The 16895-nt window shown below is 55.8% G+C and carries 15 protein-coding genes; 3 read left to right on the top strand and 12 right to left on the bottom strand.

Going from position 1 to position 16895, the window contains the following annotated elements; translation table 11 throughout:
• Window positions 1-6: 6 nt before the first annotated feature.
• The 4 genes from CKK19_RS18700 to yceD form a co-directional block, all read right to left on the bottom strand.
• Entirely contained in the window at window positions 7-960 is a 954-nt protein-coding gene (locus tag CKK19_RS18700) for a beta-ketoacyl-ACP synthase III (protein ID WP_003857960.1), read from the bottom strand.
• Window positions 961-966: 6 nt separating this feature from the next.
• Window positions 967-2001 carry a phosphate acyltransferase PlsX gene (gene plsX / locus CKK19_RS18695; RefSeq protein WP_202816191.1) on the bottom strand — a complete coding sequence of 345 codons (1035 nt, stop codon included), beginning with the start codon at window positions 1999-2001 and terminating at the stop codon, window positions 967-969.
• Window positions 2002-2082: 81 nt separating this feature from the next.
• Window positions 2083-2256: a 50S ribosomal protein L32 gene (gene rpmF / locus CKK19_RS18690; RefSeq protein WP_003857964.1), complete on the bottom strand. Its 174-nt coding sequence runs from the start codon at window positions 2254-2256 to the stop codon at window positions 2083-2085.
• A 16-nt stretch (window positions 2257-2272) separates the two neighbouring features.
• Window positions 2273-2794, bottom strand: coding sequence for a 23S rRNA accumulation protein YceD (gene yceD, locus CKK19_RS18685; RefSeq protein WP_063853817.1), 522 nt, complete (start codon window positions 2792-2794; stop codon window positions 2273-2275).
• Window positions 2795-2934: 140 nt separating this feature from the next.
• Between yceD and CKK19_RS18680 the strand changes: the two genes are divergently transcribed.
• Window positions 2935-3519 carry a Maf family protein gene (locus CKK19_RS18680; RefSeq protein ID WP_032622147.1) on the top strand — a complete coding sequence of 195 codons (585 nt, stop codon included), beginning with the start codon at window positions 2935-2937 and terminating at the stop codon, window positions 3517-3519.
• A 79-nt stretch (window positions 3520-3598) separates the two neighbouring features.
• Here CKK19_RS18680 and rluC read toward each other — a convergent pair whose 3' ends face one another.
• Entirely contained in the window at window positions 3599-4546 is a 948-nt protein-coding gene (gene rluC / locus CKK19_RS18675) for a 23S rRNA pseudouridine(955/2504/2580) synthase RluC (protein WP_041907418.1), read from the bottom strand.
• A 570-nt stretch (window positions 4547-5116) separates the two neighbouring features.
• On the opposite strand from rluC, the gene rne reads away from it, so the two are divergent.
• Window positions 5117-8224, top strand: a complete 3108-nt coding sequence (gene rne / locus CKK19_RS18670; protein ID WP_063853816.1) for a ribonuclease E — start codon at window positions 5117-5119, stop codon at window positions 8222-8224.
• Window positions 8225-8264: 40 nt separating this feature from the next.
• Here rne and CKK19_RS18665 read toward each other — a convergent pair whose 3' ends face one another.
• Window positions 8265-9203 (bottom strand): LysR family transcriptional regulator, encoded by a 939-nt coding sequence (locus tag CKK19_RS18665; RefSeq protein WP_202816190.1) that lies wholly within the window; start codon window positions 9201-9203, stop codon window positions 8265-8267.
• A gap of 109 nt (window positions 9204-9312) precedes the next feature.
• Here CKK19_RS18665 and CKK19_RS18660 point away from each other — a divergent pair, with 109 nt between their 5' ends.
• On the top strand, window positions 9313-10524 hold the full coding sequence (locus CKK19_RS18660) for an MFS transporter (protein ID WP_046618356.1): 1212 nt from the start codon (window positions 9313-9315) through the stop codon (window positions 10522-10524).
• Window positions 10525-10599: 75 nt separating this feature from the next.
• Here the strand turns inward: CKK19_RS18660 and flgL are convergent, their stop codons facing one another.
• The 6 genes from flgL to flgG form a co-directional block, all read right to left on the bottom strand.
• The gene (gene flgL / locus CKK19_RS18655; protein WP_063853814.1) at window positions 10600-11553 is read right to left on the bottom strand and encodes a flagellar hook-associated protein FlgL; all 954 of its coding nucleotides are present in this window, start codon (window positions 11551-11553) and stop codon (window positions 10600-10602) included.
• Between the two features lie 15 nt (window positions 11554-11568).
• Window positions 11569-13209: a flagellar hook-associated protein FlgK gene (gene flgK / locus CKK19_RS18650; RefSeq protein ID WP_032670131.1), complete on the bottom strand. Its 1641-nt coding sequence runs from the start codon at window positions 13207-13209 to the stop codon at window positions 11569-11571.
• Window positions 13210-13284: 75 nt separating this feature from the next.
• Window positions 13285-14238, bottom strand: coding sequence for a flagellar assembly peptidoglycan hydrolase FlgJ (flgJ, locus tag CKK19_RS18645; RefSeq protein WP_063853813.1), 954 nt, complete (start codon window positions 14236-14238; stop codon window positions 13285-13287).
• Window positions 14239-15336 carry a flagellar basal body P-ring protein FlgI gene (locus tag CKK19_RS18640; protein WP_022647728.1) on the bottom strand — a complete coding sequence of 366 codons (1098 nt, stop codon included), beginning with the start codon at window positions 15334-15336 and terminating at the stop codon, window positions 14239-14241.
• Window positions 15337-15348: 12 nt separating this feature from the next.
• Window positions 15349-16047 (bottom strand): flagellar basal body L-ring protein FlgH, encoded by a 699-nt coding sequence (gene flgH, locus CKK19_RS18635; protein ID WP_003857987.1) that lies wholly within the window; start codon window positions 16045-16047, stop codon window positions 15349-15351.
• Between the two features lie 57 nt (window positions 16048-16104).
• A complete protein-coding gene (gene flgG / locus CKK19_RS18630) occupies window positions 16105-16887 on the bottom strand; it encodes a flagellar basal-body rod protein FlgG (protein ID WP_000625853.1) in 783 nt (260 codons plus the stop codon).
• Window positions 16888-16895: the final 8 nt, after the last annotated feature.

Below are 16895 nucleotides of genomic sequence, written 5' to 3'. Positions count from 1 at the left end.
CTTATCCTAGAAACGAACCAGCGCGGAACCCCAGGTGAACCCGCCACCAAAGGCTTCAAGCAAGACCAGTTGGCCCCGTTTAATTCGTCCATCGCGTACCGCTTCGTCAAATGCGCACGGTACCGATGCCGCAGAGGTGTTGCCGTGGCGATCAAGCGTCACCACAACGTTATCCATAGACATGCCCAACTTCTTCGCCGTCGCGCTGATAATACGCAGGTTAGCCTGATGCGGTACCAGCCAGTCGAGTGCGGCGCGATCCAGATTGTTCGCTTCCAGTGTCTCATCAACAATGTGAGCGAGTTCGGTCACGGCCACCTTGAACACTTCATTACCCGCCATTGTCAGGTAAATCGAACTGTCCGGATTAACGCGATCGGCGTTAGGCAGCGTTAAAAGCTCGCCGTAGCGACCGTCAGCGTGCAGGTGCGTGGAGATGATGCCTGGTTCTTCGGACTGCCCCAGCAGCACCGCGCCCGCGCCATCGCCAAAAATAATGATTGTGCCGCGATCGGTTGGATCGCAGGTACGCGCCAGCACATCAGCACCGATCACCAGCGCATATTTTACGGCACCCGATTTAACATACTGATCGGCGATGCTCAGCGCATAGGTGAAACCCGCGCACGCCGCTGCAACATCAAATGCCGGGCAGCCTTTGATGCCGAGCATGTTCTGCACCTGGCACGCTGCGCTTGGGAAGGCATGCGTGGCAGATGTTGTCGCCACCACAATAAGCCCGATCTGTTCTTTATCAATGCCAGCCATCTCAAGCGCACGCTGAGCGGCTTCGTAGCCCATGGTGGACACAGTTTCGTCTGGCGCGGCGATACGACGTTCACGGATACCTGTGCGCGTGACAATCCACTCGTCAGACGTATCTACCATTTTTTCAAGATCGGCGTTGGTACGCACTTGTTTTGGCAGGTAGCTGCCGGTACCTAAAATCTTCGTATACATGTACGCTCAGTCACTTTTAGCTAATACAGATCCCAGGCGAGCGGCAATCCTCTGAGGGACTTGTCGCTGCACCGCCTGCACTGCCTGTTCAATCGCGACGGTAAATGCTCGCTGATTGGCGGCGCCATGACTCTTAATCACGATGCCGCGCAATCCTAACAGACAGGCGCCATTATACTGGTCGGGGTTGAGGTGACTGAATCGCCGCGTCAGGCTTTTTTGTAACCAACGCTTTAATAAAATCAGCCACCAGGACCTTTTTTTACCTTCTCCCTGCGATTTCAGCAGAGAAAGGAACATTCGTACGACCCCTTCCATGGTCTTCAACGTCACGTTTCCGGTGAAGCCATCACACACTAATACATCCGTTTTGCCCGTCAGCAACTCATTGGCTTCGAGATAACCAATATAGTTGATGGAGGGAACCTGTTTGAGTATTTCCGCAGCGTCGCGGATACTGTCCAGGCCTTTGGTCTCTTCTTCACCAATATTCAATAACGCAACGCGGGGATTGGTAATTCCGACCACGTCTTCTGCCAGCACCGACCCCATCACGGCAAACTGAGCCAGCATTGTACTATCACAATCTACGTTAGCGCCCAGATCGAGCACCACCGTTTTGCCCTTCTGCTGATGCGGTAACACCGTCACCAGCGCCGGACGCTCAATGCCCTCAATCGGCTTGAGCAATAATTTCGACAGCCCCATCAGCGCGCCAGTATTTCCCGCGCTGACGCAAGCCTGCGCTCGCCCTTCTTTCACCAGCTCCAGCGCCATGCGCATAGAGCTGCCGCGGCTATTACGAATAGCCTGCGATGGCCGGGCATCACTGGCAATAACTGACTGCGCAGGAATAATCCGCAGACGCGAACGTTGTTCAAAGTCAGCTTTTGCAAGTAATGGCGTGATTGTGTCGGGATTACCGACTAAAAGAAGTGTGAGTTGCGAATTAGAATTCAGTGCCTGCAATGCTGCAGGCACTGTCACGGTAGGGCCAAAATCTCCCCCCATGACATCTAACGCCAGGGTTAGACGTGTCAAGGTATCGTCGCAGCCTGGTTCGGTAAACTCCCCGTTTTCACGGGGAAGTTCCTCACTAAGCCTAATCACGCTGACGCGTGATTACTTAGTGATAACCTTGCGGCCGCGGTAGAAACCGTCAGCGGTGATGTGGTGACGCAGGTGTTTCTCACCAGAAGTCTTGTCTACAGACAGGCTGGTAACTGCGGTCAGCGCGTCATGGGAACGACGCATGCCACGTTTGGAACGGGTTGGTTTATTCTGTTGTACGGCCATGGACCTTACTCCTCAATTACTTACGCTTTAAGCTGGCTAATACGGCAAATGGATTTGGTTTTTGCGCTTCATCAGGCAGTTCCCCAAAGACCATGTCCGCCTCGGACACTTCACAGTGTTCAGAATCATGCACCGGAACGACTGGCAGGGAGAGGATGACTTCATCTTCAACCAGCGCCAGAAGATCGATTTCACCGAATTCGTTAACCTCAATCGGTTCATACGCTTCCGGGAGTGCTTCAGCCTGTTCGTCAGAACGAACCGGACTGAAACAATACGTTGTGTGAACATGCTGTACAAACGGTTTCCCGCAGCGCTGACATTCGAGCGTTACCATCACCTTTGCATCACCGGTTAAAACGGCGAGGCGCTGGTTGTCGATAGCGAACGACATGGAGCACTCTACATCACTGTCCACACTGACTACAGATTCGGCAATACGCTCAGCCTGATCGGAAGAATAGATTCCTTCGTAATCGAGGCGTTTTTGAGCCGTACGAACCGGATCAAGAGTCAGGGGTAATTTTACCTTTTGCATAGGGCGCGCATATTAACTTTGTAACGTCATAGAGTCAAAGAAAAAGGCAACCAGAGCTGCCTTTTGCCAATTATTCGCACACATTGCGGCCTGTAGTTTAAAATGGCTGGCATCGATACGCTATATCTGGTGATAAAAATATGCCAAATCTCGTCCTTGCTTCCACTTCACCTTATCGCCGAATGCTGCTGGAAAAGCTCGGGATCCCGTTTGAATGCGCCGCGCCGGAGGTGGATGAAACGCCACAGCCGGGCGAGTCACCGCGTCATCTGGTGACCCGTCTCGCGAAAGAGAAAGCACAGTCGCTGGCCGTACGTTACCCCGCTCATCTGATTATAGGCTCCGATCAGGTTTGTGTGCTGGACGGCGAAATCACCGGTAAACCGCATACGGAAGAAAACGCCTGCCAGCAGCTTTTGCGTGCGCGAGGCAGTATCGTGACCTTTTATACCGGCCTGGCGCTTTATAATTCCGCCTCCGGTCATCTGCAAACCGAGTGTGAGCCATTTGATGTGCACTTCCGTCATCTCAGCGAGGAGGAGATTATGGATTACGTGCGTCGGGAACGTCCTCTGAACTGCGCAGGGAGTTTCAAAAGTGAAGGACTGGGAATTGCACTGTTCGACAAGCTGGACGGGCGGGATCCCAACACGCTGGTGGGGTTGCCGCTGATTGCGCTGTGCCAGATGTTAAGGCGAGAAGAGTGTAATCCGCTGACGATGTGATTTTTGCCCAGCAGCGCTTCGCTTGTATGGGCCTACGGGTTTCGTAGGCCGGGTAAGCGCAGCGCCACCCGGCACATAATCAGCCGCGCAGAACTTTCAGGCAGCGTTTCAACTGATCATCCAGCGGCGCTTCAATACGGATAACTTCACCGGTATTAGGATGGGTAAACTTCAGCGCTGCCGCATGCAGGAACAGACGCGACAGCCCCGTACCCGCCAACTGCTTATCAAACTCGCGATCGCCATAGCGATCGTCGAACGCAATCGGATGGCCTGCAAACTGGGTATGGACGCGAATCTGGTGAGTACGCCCCGTCACCGGACTACAGCGCACCAGCGTGGCGAATTCGTAGCGCTCTTCTACTTTAAATCGCGTCTCAGACGGTTTCCCTTCCTGATTAACACGAACAATGCGCTCACCGCTTTGCAGAATATTTTTCAGCAGCGGCGCCTGCACCACTTTCACGTGGGACTGCCACTGGCCGCGCACCAGCGCCAGATAATCTTTCTGCATCCCTTTTTCGCGCAGCTGTTCATGCAGGGAACGCAGTGCAGAACGTTTTTTCGCCACCAGCAGCACGCCTGAGGTATCACGGTCAAGACGGTGAACAAGTTCGAGGAAACGCGCTTCCGGGCGCAGCGCACGTAAACCTTCGATCACGCCGAAGCTCAGACCGCTCCCCCCGTGTACCGCCGTTCCGGACGGTTTATTCAGCACCAGAATGTGGTCGTCCTCATAAAGGATAACGTCGCTCAAAGCCGCGACTTTTTGCAGCTTCGGAGAAACGACCTCTTCTTCACGCTCTGCAACACGTACCGGTGGAATGCGGACTTCATCGCCCGCCTCGAGCTTGTACTCGGGCTTCACACGTTTTTTGTTCACCCGCACCTCACCCTTACGCAAGATGCGATAAATCATACTTTTTGGCACACCCTTCAATTGGGTGCGCAAAAAATTATCGATACGTTGCCCCGCCTCGTCGTCGGCGATGGCAACCATTTTTACGGCTGGAGTCTCTGTTTTCATGGTTGGCGATTCTAAATAGCGTCTGACATTAGCGCCACTCATTTTTCTATGCTTATATTTACTTTTATCCGGACCACTCCCCTTTCGCGCAATCGATTTGGTGGTTATTAAACCAATCACCCCGTTGAAGTGAAGAAACTGTGAGTAACCGGGTGATAATTGGTAAAAGTCATCTTGCTATAACCCGGCGAGCAGTGGAATAATGAATCCGTTTTCCGCGTTAAATCCGGGTTTTGTAAGGATGTCGACGGAATGACCAATTTTGTCTGACCGATCATCCACGCAGCAATGGCGTAAGACGTATTGATCTTTCAGGCAGTTAGCGGGCTGCGGGTTGCAGTACTTCCCGGTATAAGGATTGTTCTCTGGAGAGTTTTCCCAGGCAATTCCCCTGATAATTGCGCTGTGTTTCCCTATGAAATACAGGCAACCGACACTCTGCGCCTCTTAAGCGAGCGACAACCGTGAGGTTGGCGACGTGAATAGACACGAGGCCATCGGTTCATACCCCGGAAAGCGTCACCTTGCCCGCAGCTTTGTCGTCAATGTAAGAATAACGAGTAAGTTACGATGAAAAGAATGTTAATCAACGCAACTCAGCAAGAAGAGTTGCGTGTCGCCCTTGTGGATGGGCAGCGCCTGTACGATCTGGATATCGAAAGTCCTGGACACGAACAGAAAAAAGCGAACATTTACAAAGGCAAAATCACCCGCATTGAACCAAGCCTTGAAGCTGCATTTGTCGATTACGGTGCTGAGCGTCACGGTTTCCTTCCTCTCAAAGAAATCGCCCGCGAATATTTTCCTGCAAACTACAACTCCCATGGCCGTCCGAACATCAAAGATGTTCTGCGTGAAGGTCAGGAAGTTATCGTCCAGATCGATAAAGAAGAGCGTGGCAACAAAGGCGCCGCGCTGACCACCTTTATCAGTCTGGCAGGAAGCTATCTGGTATTGATGCCAAACAACCCGCGTGCGGGTGGCATCTCTCGCCGTATCGAAGGCGATGACCGTACCGAGCTGAAAGAAGCACTGGCAAGTCTTGAACTGCCAGACGGCATGGGCCTTATCGTGCGCACCGCAGGCGTTGGCAAATCTGCCGAAGCGTTGCAGTGGGACCTGAGCTTCCGCCTGAAACACTGGGAAGCCATCAAGAAAGCGGCAGAAAGCCGTGCTGCGCCGTTCCTGATCCACCAGGAAAGCAACGTCATCGTGCGTGCCTTCCGTGATTATCTGCGTCAGGACATCGGTGAAATTCTGATTGATAACCCGAAAGTGCTTGAGCTGGCTCGCCAGCACATCGCCGCACTGGGTCGCCCGGATTTCACCAGCAAAATTAAACTGTACACCGGTGAAATCCCGCTGTTCAGCCATTATCAGATTGAATCCCAGATCGAGTCTGCCTTCCAGCGTGAAGTGCGTCTGCCATCCGGCGGTTCTATCGTTATCGATACCACCGAAGCGTTGACCGCCATCGACATCAACTCCGCGCGAGCAACCCGCGGCGGCGACATCGAAGAGACCGCCTTCAACACCAACCTTGAAGCCGCTGATGAAATCGCCCGCCAGCTCCGCCTGCGCGACCTGGGTGGTCTGATCGTTATCGACTTCATCGACATGACCCCGGTTCGCCACCAGCGTGCGGTTGAAAACCGTCTGCGTGAAGCGGTGCGCCAGGATCGCGCGCGTATCCAGATCAGCCATATTTCTCGCTTTGGCCTGCTGGAGATGTCCCGTCAGCGCCTCAGCCCGTCTCTGGGTGAGTCCAGCCATCACGTCTGCCCGCGCTGTTCCGGTACAGGTACCGTTCGTGACAATGAATCTCTCTCCCTCTCTATTCTGCGTCTGATTGAAGAAGAAGCGCTGAAAGAGAACACCAAAGAGGTTCACGCTATTGTTCCGGTGCCGATTGCCTCCTACCTGCTGAACGAAAAACGTGCAGCGGTGAGCGCAATCGAAGCGCGTCTGGGCGGCGTTCGCTGCATCATCGTGCCAAACGACGAGATGCAAACCCCGCACTATCATGTGCTGCGCGTGCGCAAAGGCGAAGAGACAAGCACCCTCAGCTACCTGCTGCCGAAGCTGCATGAAGAAGAAATGGCGCTGCCGTCTGATGAAGAGCCTGCCGAGCGTAAACTGCCTGAGCAGCCAGCTTTAGCGACCTTCATCATGCCGGAAGCACCGCCAGAAGCGACGCTGGAAAAACCAGCGGAAAAACCTGCTGTGCAGAAAGTGGCTCCTGCCGCGCCAAAAGCGCAGCCTGAGCAGCCTGGTCTCCTGAGCCGCATCATCGGTGCGCTGAAAAAAATGTTTGCCGCCGAAGAAGTTCAGCCTGAGGAGCCGAAAGAAGCGCCAAAAGAAGCGAAACCAGAGCGTCAGCAGGACCGTCGTAAGCGTCAGAACAACCGTCGCGACCGCAACGACCGTGGCGATCGTAATGAGCGCCGTGATAATCGTTCCGATAACAACGAAGGTCGTGAACAGCGCGAGGACAACCGTCGCAACCGTCGCGAGAAGCAACAGCAGAACGTTGAAGATCGTGAGATTCGCCAGCAGGCGGGCGATGAGTCCGAGAAGAGCAAACAGCGTGACGAGCAGCAGCCTCGCCGCGAGCGTAACCGTCGTCGTAACGATGACAAACGCCAGGCTCAGCAGGAAGTCAAAAACCTGAATCGCGAAGCGCCTGTAGAACAGCAGGACACTGAGCAGGAAGAGCGTACTCAGGTTATGCCGCGTCGTAAGCAGCGCCAGCTGACCCAGAAAGTACGTGTGGGTGTTGTTCAGGCCGAAGAAAACGACGTTATCGCGGTTGAAGCGGTTGAAAGCACAACGGGTACTCAGGTTGCGAAAGTTGACCTGCCAGCCGTAGTGGAAAATCAGGTTGAGCAGGACGAAAGCAGCGAAAACCGTGATAACGCAGGTATGCCGCGTCGCTCCCGCCGTTCTCCACGCCATCTGCGCGTGAGCGGTCAGCGTCGCCGTCGTTATCGTGACGAGCGTTACCCGACCCAGTCTCCAATGCCAATGACCGTGGCGTGCGCGTCACCTGAGATGGCATCCGGTAAAGTCTGGATCCGTTATCCGGTTGCACGTCCGGAGCAGGCTGTTGAAGAACAGGCTGTGACCGAAGAGGTGATTGCACCAGTCGTCGCGGTGGAAGACGTCGTGACTGAAGCGGCAACCGTGGTCGAACCGCAGGTTGTTGAAACAGCGCCGCCGCAGGCTGTGGAAGTGGAAACGACCCATCCTGAAGTGATTGCTGCACCGGTTGATGCCGCACCGCAGATCATTGCCGAAGAAGATACCGTGGTGGCTGAAGAAGTCGCGGAAGACGCTAAGCCTGTATCCGCAGCAGAAGAGCCCGCAGACGTTGCCGTCGAAACGGTGACGGAAGAGGTTGTTCAGGACGTCGAGATTCAGGTTGAACCTGTTGTCGAAGAGGTCAAAGCGCCTGAAGTGAAATCTGAGCCGGTTGAGATCGTTGAAGCTATAGCGCCTGCTCACATTGCTACCGCGCCAATGACTCGTGCCCCGGCACCTGAGTACGTGCCTGAAGCACCACGCCATAGTGACTGGGTTCGTCCGGAATTCAACTTCGAAGGTAAAGGTGCTGCCGGTGGTCACAGTGCGACGCACATGGCTACTGCCCCAGCTACTCGTCCTCAGCCTGTTGAATAACGCACGCTAAGACTGAAAGCCGACCTTCGGGTCGGCTTTTTTATGGCTGTTGCAGCGGCTGTCTCATACCGGTGACCTCCGGCATTATCTGCCGCATCAGCTCCAGAAAACGCCGCAAGCGCGCCGGATAATAGCGTGACCAGGGATAAACCAGATGTACCGGTAGCGCTGCTGGCTGCCACTCTGGCAGTAAATGCACCAGTCGCCCTTCCCGAATATCATCCTGTACCGTCCAGCTGGATACCACCGCCACGCCTAGCCCGGTGAGTGCCGTATTGCGCGCTACATACAGGCTGTCGGTACTCAGGCGTGGCGTAATGGTAACTCTCGCCGGGGTGGGTGTTGCCTCGTGGAAAAGTTCCACATGGCGTTGATAAAAAGAGCTGATTGCAATCCAGGGGAGATGTTGCAGATCGTCCGGCGTGTTAACCGCGGGAAAACGGGCAAGGAGTGCCGGTGACGCTACCACCGAGCGCGGCACTTCAGCCAGTAGCACAGACACGGTTGCCGGATCGACTTCCACGCCCACCCGAATAGCACAGTCAAGGTTGTCGCCGAGGAAATCAACCGAGCGATCGTTAAGCATCCACTCAACAGAAAGCTGGGGATAGCGCTGCAAAAATTGGGTTAACGGTTTTAGTAGCTGATCCTGGCCAAACGCGTGAGGCGCGCGCACCCTCAGCACCCCGACCGGTTCATCTTCCGTCTGCCCCACCTCGTCTTCCAGCGCCAGCCAGCTGTCAATTACCCGTCGGGCATGCTGATAGCAACGTTCACCGTCATCGGTAAGCCGTGTGGTATGGGTTGTGCGCAGTATCAGGCGCACGCCCAGCATGGTTTCAAGTGACTGCAACCGTCGGCTCACCGTGGCCTGGGTTGTTGCCAGCTGACGTGCCGCCGCAGAAAGGGACCCCGCCTCCACAATGCGAACAAAGGTTCGCATCAGTTCTACACGATCTATACGCTCAGTCCGTTTCATATCATTTGCACCCATACGCTACACGTATAAGCGTTTTACCACCGCGCCCGCTACCGTCGCAAGGCGTACTGATAAAAAATAGCCGCACACGACGAATGAGGAACATCTTATGAACACAACCACCACCCGGGCCGTAAGCCGCTGGGTAATCTTAATGCTGGCGCTCGGTGCGGGCTTCAGCGTGGCATCCATCTATTATGCCCAGCCTCTGCTGCCGCTGATGGGCTCAGACCTGCACCTGAGCATCGAAGGCATGGGCATGGTCCCGACGCTCACCCAGGCGGGTTATGCCTTAGGCATCCTGTTTCTGCTCCCGCTCGGCGATCGTTATGACCGCAGAACGTTGATCCTGATAAAAAGTGCAGCTCTGGCGCTGTTCCTGCTGAGTTGTAGCCTGACCGGACAACTGCATTCCCTGCTGCTCACCAGCCTGCTGATTGGCATGGCCGCCACCATGGCGCAGGATATTGTCCCGGCCGCAGCGATCCTCGCGCCGGAAGGCAAACAGGGAAAAACAGTCGGCACGGTGATGACCGGCCTGCTGCTGGGGATTTTGCTCTCCAGAACCGTGAGCGGCGTGGTGGGTGAAGCCTTTGGCTGGCGAGTGATGTATCAGCTGGCCGCCGCAAGCATTGCCTTTATCGGCGTGGTGATGTGGGCCGTACTTCCCCGCTTCGCCGTTCATTCCACGCTGAGCTACCCGGCACTGATGCGCTCCATGGAACACCTCTGGCGTCGCTACCCGGCGCTGCGTCGGGCTGCGCTGGCTCAGGGTTTTCTGTCGATTGCCTTTAGTGCGTTCTGGTCGACGCTGGCGGTCATGCTGCTGGAACGGTATCACCTTGGCAGCGCCGTGGCGGGTGGTTTTGGTATTGCCGGAGCCGCAGGCGCGCTGGCCGCACCGCTGGCAGGCGGTCTGGCCGATAAGCTGGGCGCCGGTAAAGTGACCCAACTGGGTGCCGCGCTGGTGACCCTCTCGTTTGCTCTGATGTTCCTGATGCCAGCCCTGGGTGTACACGGCCAGTTGCTCCTGATTGCCCTCTCCGCGGTCGGTTTCGATCTCGGTTTGCAGTCCAGCCTCGTGGCGCACCAGAACCTGGTCTACAGCCTTGAGCCGCAGGCCCGTGGGCGCCTTAACGCCCTGCTGTTTACCGTCATTTTCATCGGAATGGCGCTGGGTTCGGCATTAGGCAGCAATATCTATACGCTGGCAGGCTGGACGGGCGTGGTAGCACTGGCAACCCTGTGTGGTGCCATTGCGCTGGCTATCAGAGTGATTGAAAGCGCCCGGGTGGTGTCCGCTCAGGCAGAAAGTGTGTAAAAAAAATGCCCAACCCGGACGGGTTGGGCAGTCAAAACATGCCCAGTTTCAAGACATGTCAAACAGGTCAGAGTCTTATCTGTTCATCTGGAACAAAGACATACCCTGCATATCGCTAAAGGCTTTATACGAGGCCTGCAACGCCGCCTGCTGCATGGTGTAGGACGAAATCACCGAGTTCCAGTCTACGTCAACCAGGTTACTCATCTGCTGGGTCTGACCCAGCGCGCGGTCTTCACCCAGAGCGTCCAGCTTGCCCAGCTCGTCCAGCTTGATGCCGAGATCGGCGCGCACGGTCAGCACGTTGTTGAGGGAGTTGCTCAGGCCACGGTTGGCTTTATCAATAGCCGCCGTAAATGCTTCAGCCTTCGTTTCGTCATCGCCAATCGGCTTATTCAGCGCTTCAATTGCGGAGTCGAGGATCTTGAACAAATTCGTTTCCGGCGTACTACCATCTGGCTCTGGCTTCGCATTGCTGGTGAAGCTATCGAAAACTTCAGTGCCCGTATGGCTGATTTGCATCGTGCGCGCAGAGTCAACCTGCTGGCTGATTGGCGTTCCGCCGCCCTTATAATCACCCGTAGCCTGGTCGAAAGCCGCCGCTTCGGTTTTGTAACCGGAAAAAATATAGCGACCGTTACCGTCCGTGCTGTTAGCCAGGTTCATGAGCTGATCGCGAATACCTTGCAGGTTCGTTGCCAGCGAAGCGCGGTCATCGTCACTTAACGTACCGTTGCCCGCATTGACAATCTTTTCCTGAGCAGCCTGGATAGCGGTTGTCACTTGCGATAACACGTTTTCTTCCAGCGAGACTTTCGTCGTAGCGAAAGAACGTGCCAGCGCATACTGGCTGTTTTGCGTTTGGGCCTGAGAGAGCACAACGGCCTGCGAGGCGGCAATCGGATCGTCAGACGGACGGTTGATACGCTTCCCCGTAGACATCTGCTCGCCGTAGCTGAGCCAGAGACCTTGGGAGTTCGTCACGCCGCGCATGCTTTGCTCATACATCATTTGAGTACTAATACGCATTTTTATGCCTCAGCCTTAGCGGATATTGATCAATGCATCAAACAGCGTGCTCGCCGTTTGCAGCACCTGCGCATTCGCCAGATAGTACTGCTGATAGCGTTGCAGGTTGCCATACTCTTCATCCAGGTTAACCCCGGAGATTGACTGCTGTTGTTTGGTCAGCTGCGTCACCACGTTAACTTTGGTTTCGCTGCTGGTTTTCAGCGACGCCGTGGTGCTGCCCACCGTACTGACCAGCGCGGCATAAGCATCGTTAAAGGTTTTGTTCCCTCCCACCAATTTGGCGCTCTGTAAATCCAGCAGCTTCTGGCCATTGGTATTGTCGCTTTCGCCGCTTCCTTTCGCGGAGGCCATCGCCAGTTTGGATTCGTCGCTGATCGCAACGTCCATATTCACGATAACGTCATTCACCGGTTTGACGATGAAACTGTCTTTATTATCGGCTGAGCCGCTAATCTTAACGTTGAGACCATCAAACGACAGATTACCGCTGGCGTCAGGCTTGGCCGTGAAGCTGGTATTGTCCGACAGACGCGTGATTGTCCAGTCAGTACCGTTGTACTCAACTTTATAGTTTGTCGCCTGAACCTTGGTACTGTCCGTCATCGTGGCCGTAACGGACGCGCTTCCGGTGTTTTTACCGTTACTCAGCACTGCCGGAGAGCCAAAATCAAACAGCTTGCCGCCTGCATCCCCGTTGGCATCAAAGCCAGCCTGGTGCTGGGTATTCATGGCATCCGCAAACGCCAGCGCCATCTGGTTAAGCGTATTTCGCGCCTGATCCAGATCCTGAGAACGGAACGTTAACAGCCCCCCAAGCGACCCCGTGGTGATCTGTTTTTCTGAGATCTCCACGTTGCCCGCAGCGGCATCCACATACGCAATTGTTGTACGCGCTGGGTCCGCACTGGATTTCACCGCCGCCAGCTGGCTGGCGTTGCTGCCCTGTACCAGTGTGTAACCATTGGCGATAGAGATGTTGTAGGTGCCGCTGTCCTGTACGGTGACGTCCACACCGACAATCTTGTTCAGTTCACTCACCAGCTGATCGCGCTGATCGAGCAGTTCGTTCGGGGATGCGCCCGCCCCTACGCCAGTCAGCCGGGAGATCTGATCGTTAAGATTGGCAATCTGTTTCGCGTAGTTATTGATCTGATCGACGCTGGTAGAAATCGCCGTATTGACCTGCGCATCCTGATCGCGGAGATATTGATCGTTGGTTTTAAACTGGTTTACCAGACCATCCGCCTTCCCGAGTACCGTCTGGCGAGCAGCCGGATCTTCTGCGTTACTCACCAGCGTTTGCAGGCTTTTAAAGAAATCCTGGAGGTTGGCAGAAAGCGAGTTCGTGGTATCCGACAGCACGTCGTCAATTTTTGACATCTGCTGGTAGCGCGTGGTCAGCCCACTGCTCTGGTTCTGCGCCGCGCGCAGCTGGTTGGTGATAAACGCATCATATTCACGCTGAACACCGGAGACATAGACCCCGTTACCCACCCAGCCACCGCCGGTCAGGGTGCTGTTTGAAGCCCCCAGAATGGTGGTCTGGCGGGTATAACCTGCCACGTTGTAGCTTGAAATATTATTACTGACGGTATTGAGTGCCGACTGCGCAGCACTGAGGCCACTCATGGCGCTGTTAATCAAACTGGACATGGGGGTTCCTTTTATACGTTCAGACACGAGTCCTGATGAAGGTTATCGGCAACCTCCACCGGGACTTGAGAACTTTCAGAACAGATTTTCGAGATCTGTGCTATACGCTTTGCTGACCTTCTCAGACATGGATTTCAGCTGCTGGATCATGCTGGTCAGCTTGCGTGCATAGTTTGGATCGGTCGCGTAGCCAGCATTCTGCAATGCCTGAGCGCCCTGCTCTGGCGTGGCGGCCTGGGTCACGGCGGTGTAGCGCGGATTCCGGCTCAACAGCCCGACATAATCCGACAACGCTTCCAGATACGAGCTGTAGACGCGGAATTTGGCTTTCACCTTCACTGCCGCACCGTTCTCATATTCGGTGGTGGTAATTTCCGTGGTCGGCCCCTTCCAGCTGGAGGTGGCCTTCACGCCAAAGATGTTGAAGCTCGGCTCGCCGTTCTCCCTGCGGATCTGACGTTGCCCCCAGCCCGACTCCAGCGCCGCCTGCGCCAGAATCAGATGGTGTGGCACGCCGCTTTCTTCACTGGCAAGACGCGCCGGCAGGGAGAGCTGCGCCAGGAAGTCTTTGCTGTCGCCGGAGAGCGGCTCGTCACGCGTTTCTGCCGGCTTTGGCATCGCCTTACGCACCATCTGGGTCAGCGCCTGATTTTGATAACTGGTCACCTTTTCCAGATCAAACTTCAGCGGCACCTGCGGCGGAGCCTCTTCAGGTGGCAGCCCCTGAGCGGCTGCGGTCTGTTTCACAATCATGTCCGCCAGGCCGAGCCCCTTTCCGGCGGTCATTTGCTGGGCAATCTGCTGATCGTACATGCTGGTGTAAAGCCGTGTGGAATCGCTGCTGAACATGCCATCTTTCGGCAGGGTTTCACGCATGCTTTTCAACATCATCTGCACGAATATGCCTTCCACCTGACGGGCAACCGGGCGGATATTCGCCGCCGGATCCTTGCCCGCTTTGGTTTTGAGCTCGTTGAGCGACTGGGCATCCCAGGCGGCACTGGTCAACAGTTTGCTATCGGTCAGCATTTAGATGATTTCCAGTTTAGCGCGCAGGCAGCCTGCACTTTGCATGGATTGCAGAATGGACATCAGATCCATTGGCGTTGCACCCAGCGCGTTCAGGGCACGTACCACGCTGTTCAGGTTGGCGCTGGAGCGCACGCTCTGCAACGATCCGCCGCTCTGTCGTAAATCAATCTGCGTTTGCGGGGTCACTACCGTCTGACCGCCACCAAACGGGGTATCCGGCTGGCTGACGTTGGCCGAGCGGTTAACCGTGACGGAGAGATTGCCCTGCGCCACGGCGCAGCTGTCCAGCGTCACTTCGCGGTTCATCACCACCGATCCGGTACGGGAGTTGATAATGACTTTTGCATCCTGCACCGACACGTTCACTTCCATATTCTGGATATCGGCCAGCATCCGCACCTGGTTGCTGCTACCGGTTGACGTGCGGATCTGCACGGTGCGGGCATCCAGCGCGGTGGCGCTGCCGTAACCCCGGCTGCGGTTGATGGTGTCAGCAATCTGCTGCGCCATCGTGAAGTCTTCGTTATTCAGTTGCAGGTTAATAGTGTTGCCGGTGCCGAACTGGGTCGGCAGCTCACGTTCGATGATCGCGCCGTTGGTAATACGTCCCCCGTTCAGCTGGTTCACCTGCACGCTGCTGCCGCCCGCCGACGCACCTGCCCCGCCAACCAGAATGTTGCCCTGCGCCAGAGCATACACCTGGCTGTCGACGCCTTTCAGCGGCGTCATCAACAACGTACCGCCGCGCAGGCTTTTGGCGTTACCCATCGACGAGACAACCACGTCGATGGTTTGCCCCTGACGCGCAAAGGCCGGATAAGACGCGGTCACCATCACCGCCGCCACGTTTTTCAGCTGCATGTTGGTCCCCGCCGGTACGGTAATACCGAGCTGAGAGAGCATGTTGTTCAGGCTCTGGGTGGTGAACGGCGTCTGGGTCGTCTGGTCACCCGTCCCATCCAGCCCCACCACCAGGCCGTAGCCAATCAGGGAGTTTTCGCGCACGCCCTGCACGCTGGTGAGATCGCGAATGCGATCGGCCTGCGCAACGGTAGCGACCAGCGACAGCGCCACGGCGAAGAGAAATTTATACATAGGTCACCTCGCTTACATCGGCGATAAGTTAAGGAAGAAGCGTTGCAGCCAGCCCATATTTTGCGCTTCGTTGATGTAGCCGTTGCCGACGTACTCAATGCGCGCATCCGCCACCTGTGTGGACGGTACGGTGTTGGTGCCGCTGATAGTGCGAGGGTTAACCACACCGGAGAAGCGAATGAATTCCGTACCCTGGTTAATGGCGATCTGTTTTTCGCCCACCACGTGCAGGTTGCCGTTCACCAGAACCTGGTCAACCGTTACCGTCAGCGTTCCGCTGAAGGTATTGCTGGCGTTCGCGCCACCTTTACCGTTAAAGGTGTTGCCGCCGGAGGCTTCCACATCCGCACGGGCGTTGCCGAACAGCCCTTGCAGATAGCGCGGTACGGTGTCGAAGCCAAAATTGGTTTTGCCGTCGCGGCTGGCATTCGCCGACGAGCTCTTGCTCGCGCTGACGTTTTCCTGCAACACAATGGTCAGCGTATCGCCGACGTTACGCGGACGACGGTCTTCAAACAGCGGCTGATAACCGTAGTTAATCGGCTGCGCGGTCTGGAAAATAGAGCCGTTCACCACCGGCGCGGGGCCGGGAACGGGTTGGGCGGTAGTCGCACCCTGTACCAATGGTTTAGACGGGATCCAGGCACACCCGCTGAGGGTGACAGCCAGAACAGTCAGGATCGGATAACGAAACGCCGCGTTTTTTTGCATTGCCTTCATCTTCGAAAACAGGGAGCCGGTGCGACGTTTACCGCACCGGGCTACACCTTAGAGTTGCGTCAGTTTTTGCAGCATCTGGTCGGTCGTCGACACTGCTTTACTGTTAATTTCATAGGCGCGCTGGACCTGGATCATATTCACCAGTTCTTCCGCCACGTTAACGTTCGAGGTTTCCACATACCCCTGGTACAGCAGCCCCGCACCGTTCAGGCCGGGGGTACTTTCATTTGGCGTGCCAGAAGACTGCGTTTCGGTGTAGAGGTTCTCACCGATGCTTTCCAGTCCGGTATCGTTCATGAAGGTCGTCAGGTTGAGCTGACCAACCTGAACCGGCGCGGCCTGACCTTGCTGAGTGACGCTGACGATACCGTCACGGCCAATGGTGATGCTCAGCGCGTTCGCCGGGATGGTGATCGCAGGCTGAACCTGGAAGCCGCCCGCCGTCACCAGCTGACCATTCTGATCCACCTGGAACGAACCATCGCGGGTATAGGCGGAGGTCCCGTCAGGCAGTTGCACCTGGAAGAAACCCTGACCTTTGATGGCAACGTCTTTGCTGTTGTTGGTCTGGGACAGGTTGCCCTGGCTGTGCAGACGCTCGGTGGCGACCGGGCGTACGCCGGTACCAATTTGCAGACCGGACGGCAGCGTGGTTTGCTCAGAAGACTGCGCCCCTGGCTGACGAATCGTTTGATAAAGCAAATCTTCGAAAACCGCACGCTGGCGCTTGAAACCATTGGTGCTGACGTTTGCCAGGTTGTTGGCAATTACATCCATATTGGTTTGCTGTGCGTCCAGACCGGTTTTCGCGATCCATAAAGAACTGATCATAGGGAGTC

The organism is Enterobacter sp. CCUG 70166, from assembly GCF_020224095.1.
GTDB lineage: Bacteria > Pseudomonadota > Gammaproteobacteria > Enterobacterales > Enterobacteriaceae > Enterobacter > Enterobacter intestinihominis.
This window is presented reverse-complemented; position numbering and strand designations above follow the sequence as displayed.

Excerpts from the sequence above, each read along its gene's own strand:
- CKK19_RS18700 (WP_003857960.1), bottom strand. The coding sequence starts at position 960 with ATGTATACGAAGATTTTAGGTACCGGCAGCTACCTGCCAAAACAAGTG.
- rpmF (WP_003857964.1), bottom strand. The coding sequence starts at position 2,256 with ATGGCCGTACAACAGAATAAACCAACCCGTTCCAAACGTGGCATGCGT.
- yceD (WP_063853817.1), bottom strand. The coding sequence starts at position 2,794 with ATGCAAAAGGTAAAATTACCCCTGACTCTTGATCCGGTTCGTACGGCT.
- CKK19_RS18680 (WP_032622147.1), top strand. The coding sequence starts at position 2,935 with ATGCCAAATCTCGTCCTTGCTTCCACTTCACCTTATCGCCGAATGCTG.
- rluC (WP_041907418.1), bottom strand. The coding sequence starts at position 4,546 with ATGAAAACAGAGACTCCAGCCGTAAAAATGGTTGCCATCGCCGACGAC.
- rne (WP_063853816.1), top strand. The coding sequence starts at position 5,117 with ATGAAAAGAATGTTAATCAACGCAACTCAGCAAGAAGAGTTGCGTGTC.
- CKK19_RS18665 (WP_202816190.1), bottom strand. The coding sequence starts at position 9,203 with ATGAAACGGACTGAGCGTATAGATCGTGTAGAACTGATGCGAACCTTT.
- CKK19_RS18660 (WP_046618356.1), top strand. The coding sequence starts at position 9,313 with ATGAACACAACCACCACCCGGGCCGTAAGCCGCTGGGTAATCTTAATG.
- flgL (WP_063853814.1), bottom strand. The coding sequence starts at position 11,553 with ATGCGTATTAGTACTCAAATGATGTATGAGCAAAGCATGCGCGGCGTG.
- flgK (WP_032670131.1), bottom strand. The coding sequence starts at position 13,209 with ATGTCCAGTTTGATTAACAGCGCCATGAGTGGCCTCAGTGCTGCGCAG.
- flgJ (WP_063853813.1), bottom strand. The coding sequence starts at position 14,238 with ATGCTGACCGATAGCAAACTGTTGACCAGTGCCGCCTGGGATGCCCAG.
- CKK19_RS18640 (WP_022647728.1), bottom strand. The coding sequence starts at position 15,336 with ATGTATAAATTTCTCTTCGCCGTGGCGCTGTCGCTGGTCGCTACCGTT.
- flgH (WP_003857987.1), bottom strand. The coding sequence starts at position 16,047 with ATGCAAAAAAACGCGGCGTTTCGTTATCCGATCCTGACTGTTCTGGCT.
- flgG (WP_000625853.1), bottom strand. The coding sequence starts at position 16,887 with ATGATCAGTTCTTTATGGATCGCGAAAACCGGTCTGGACGCACAGCAA.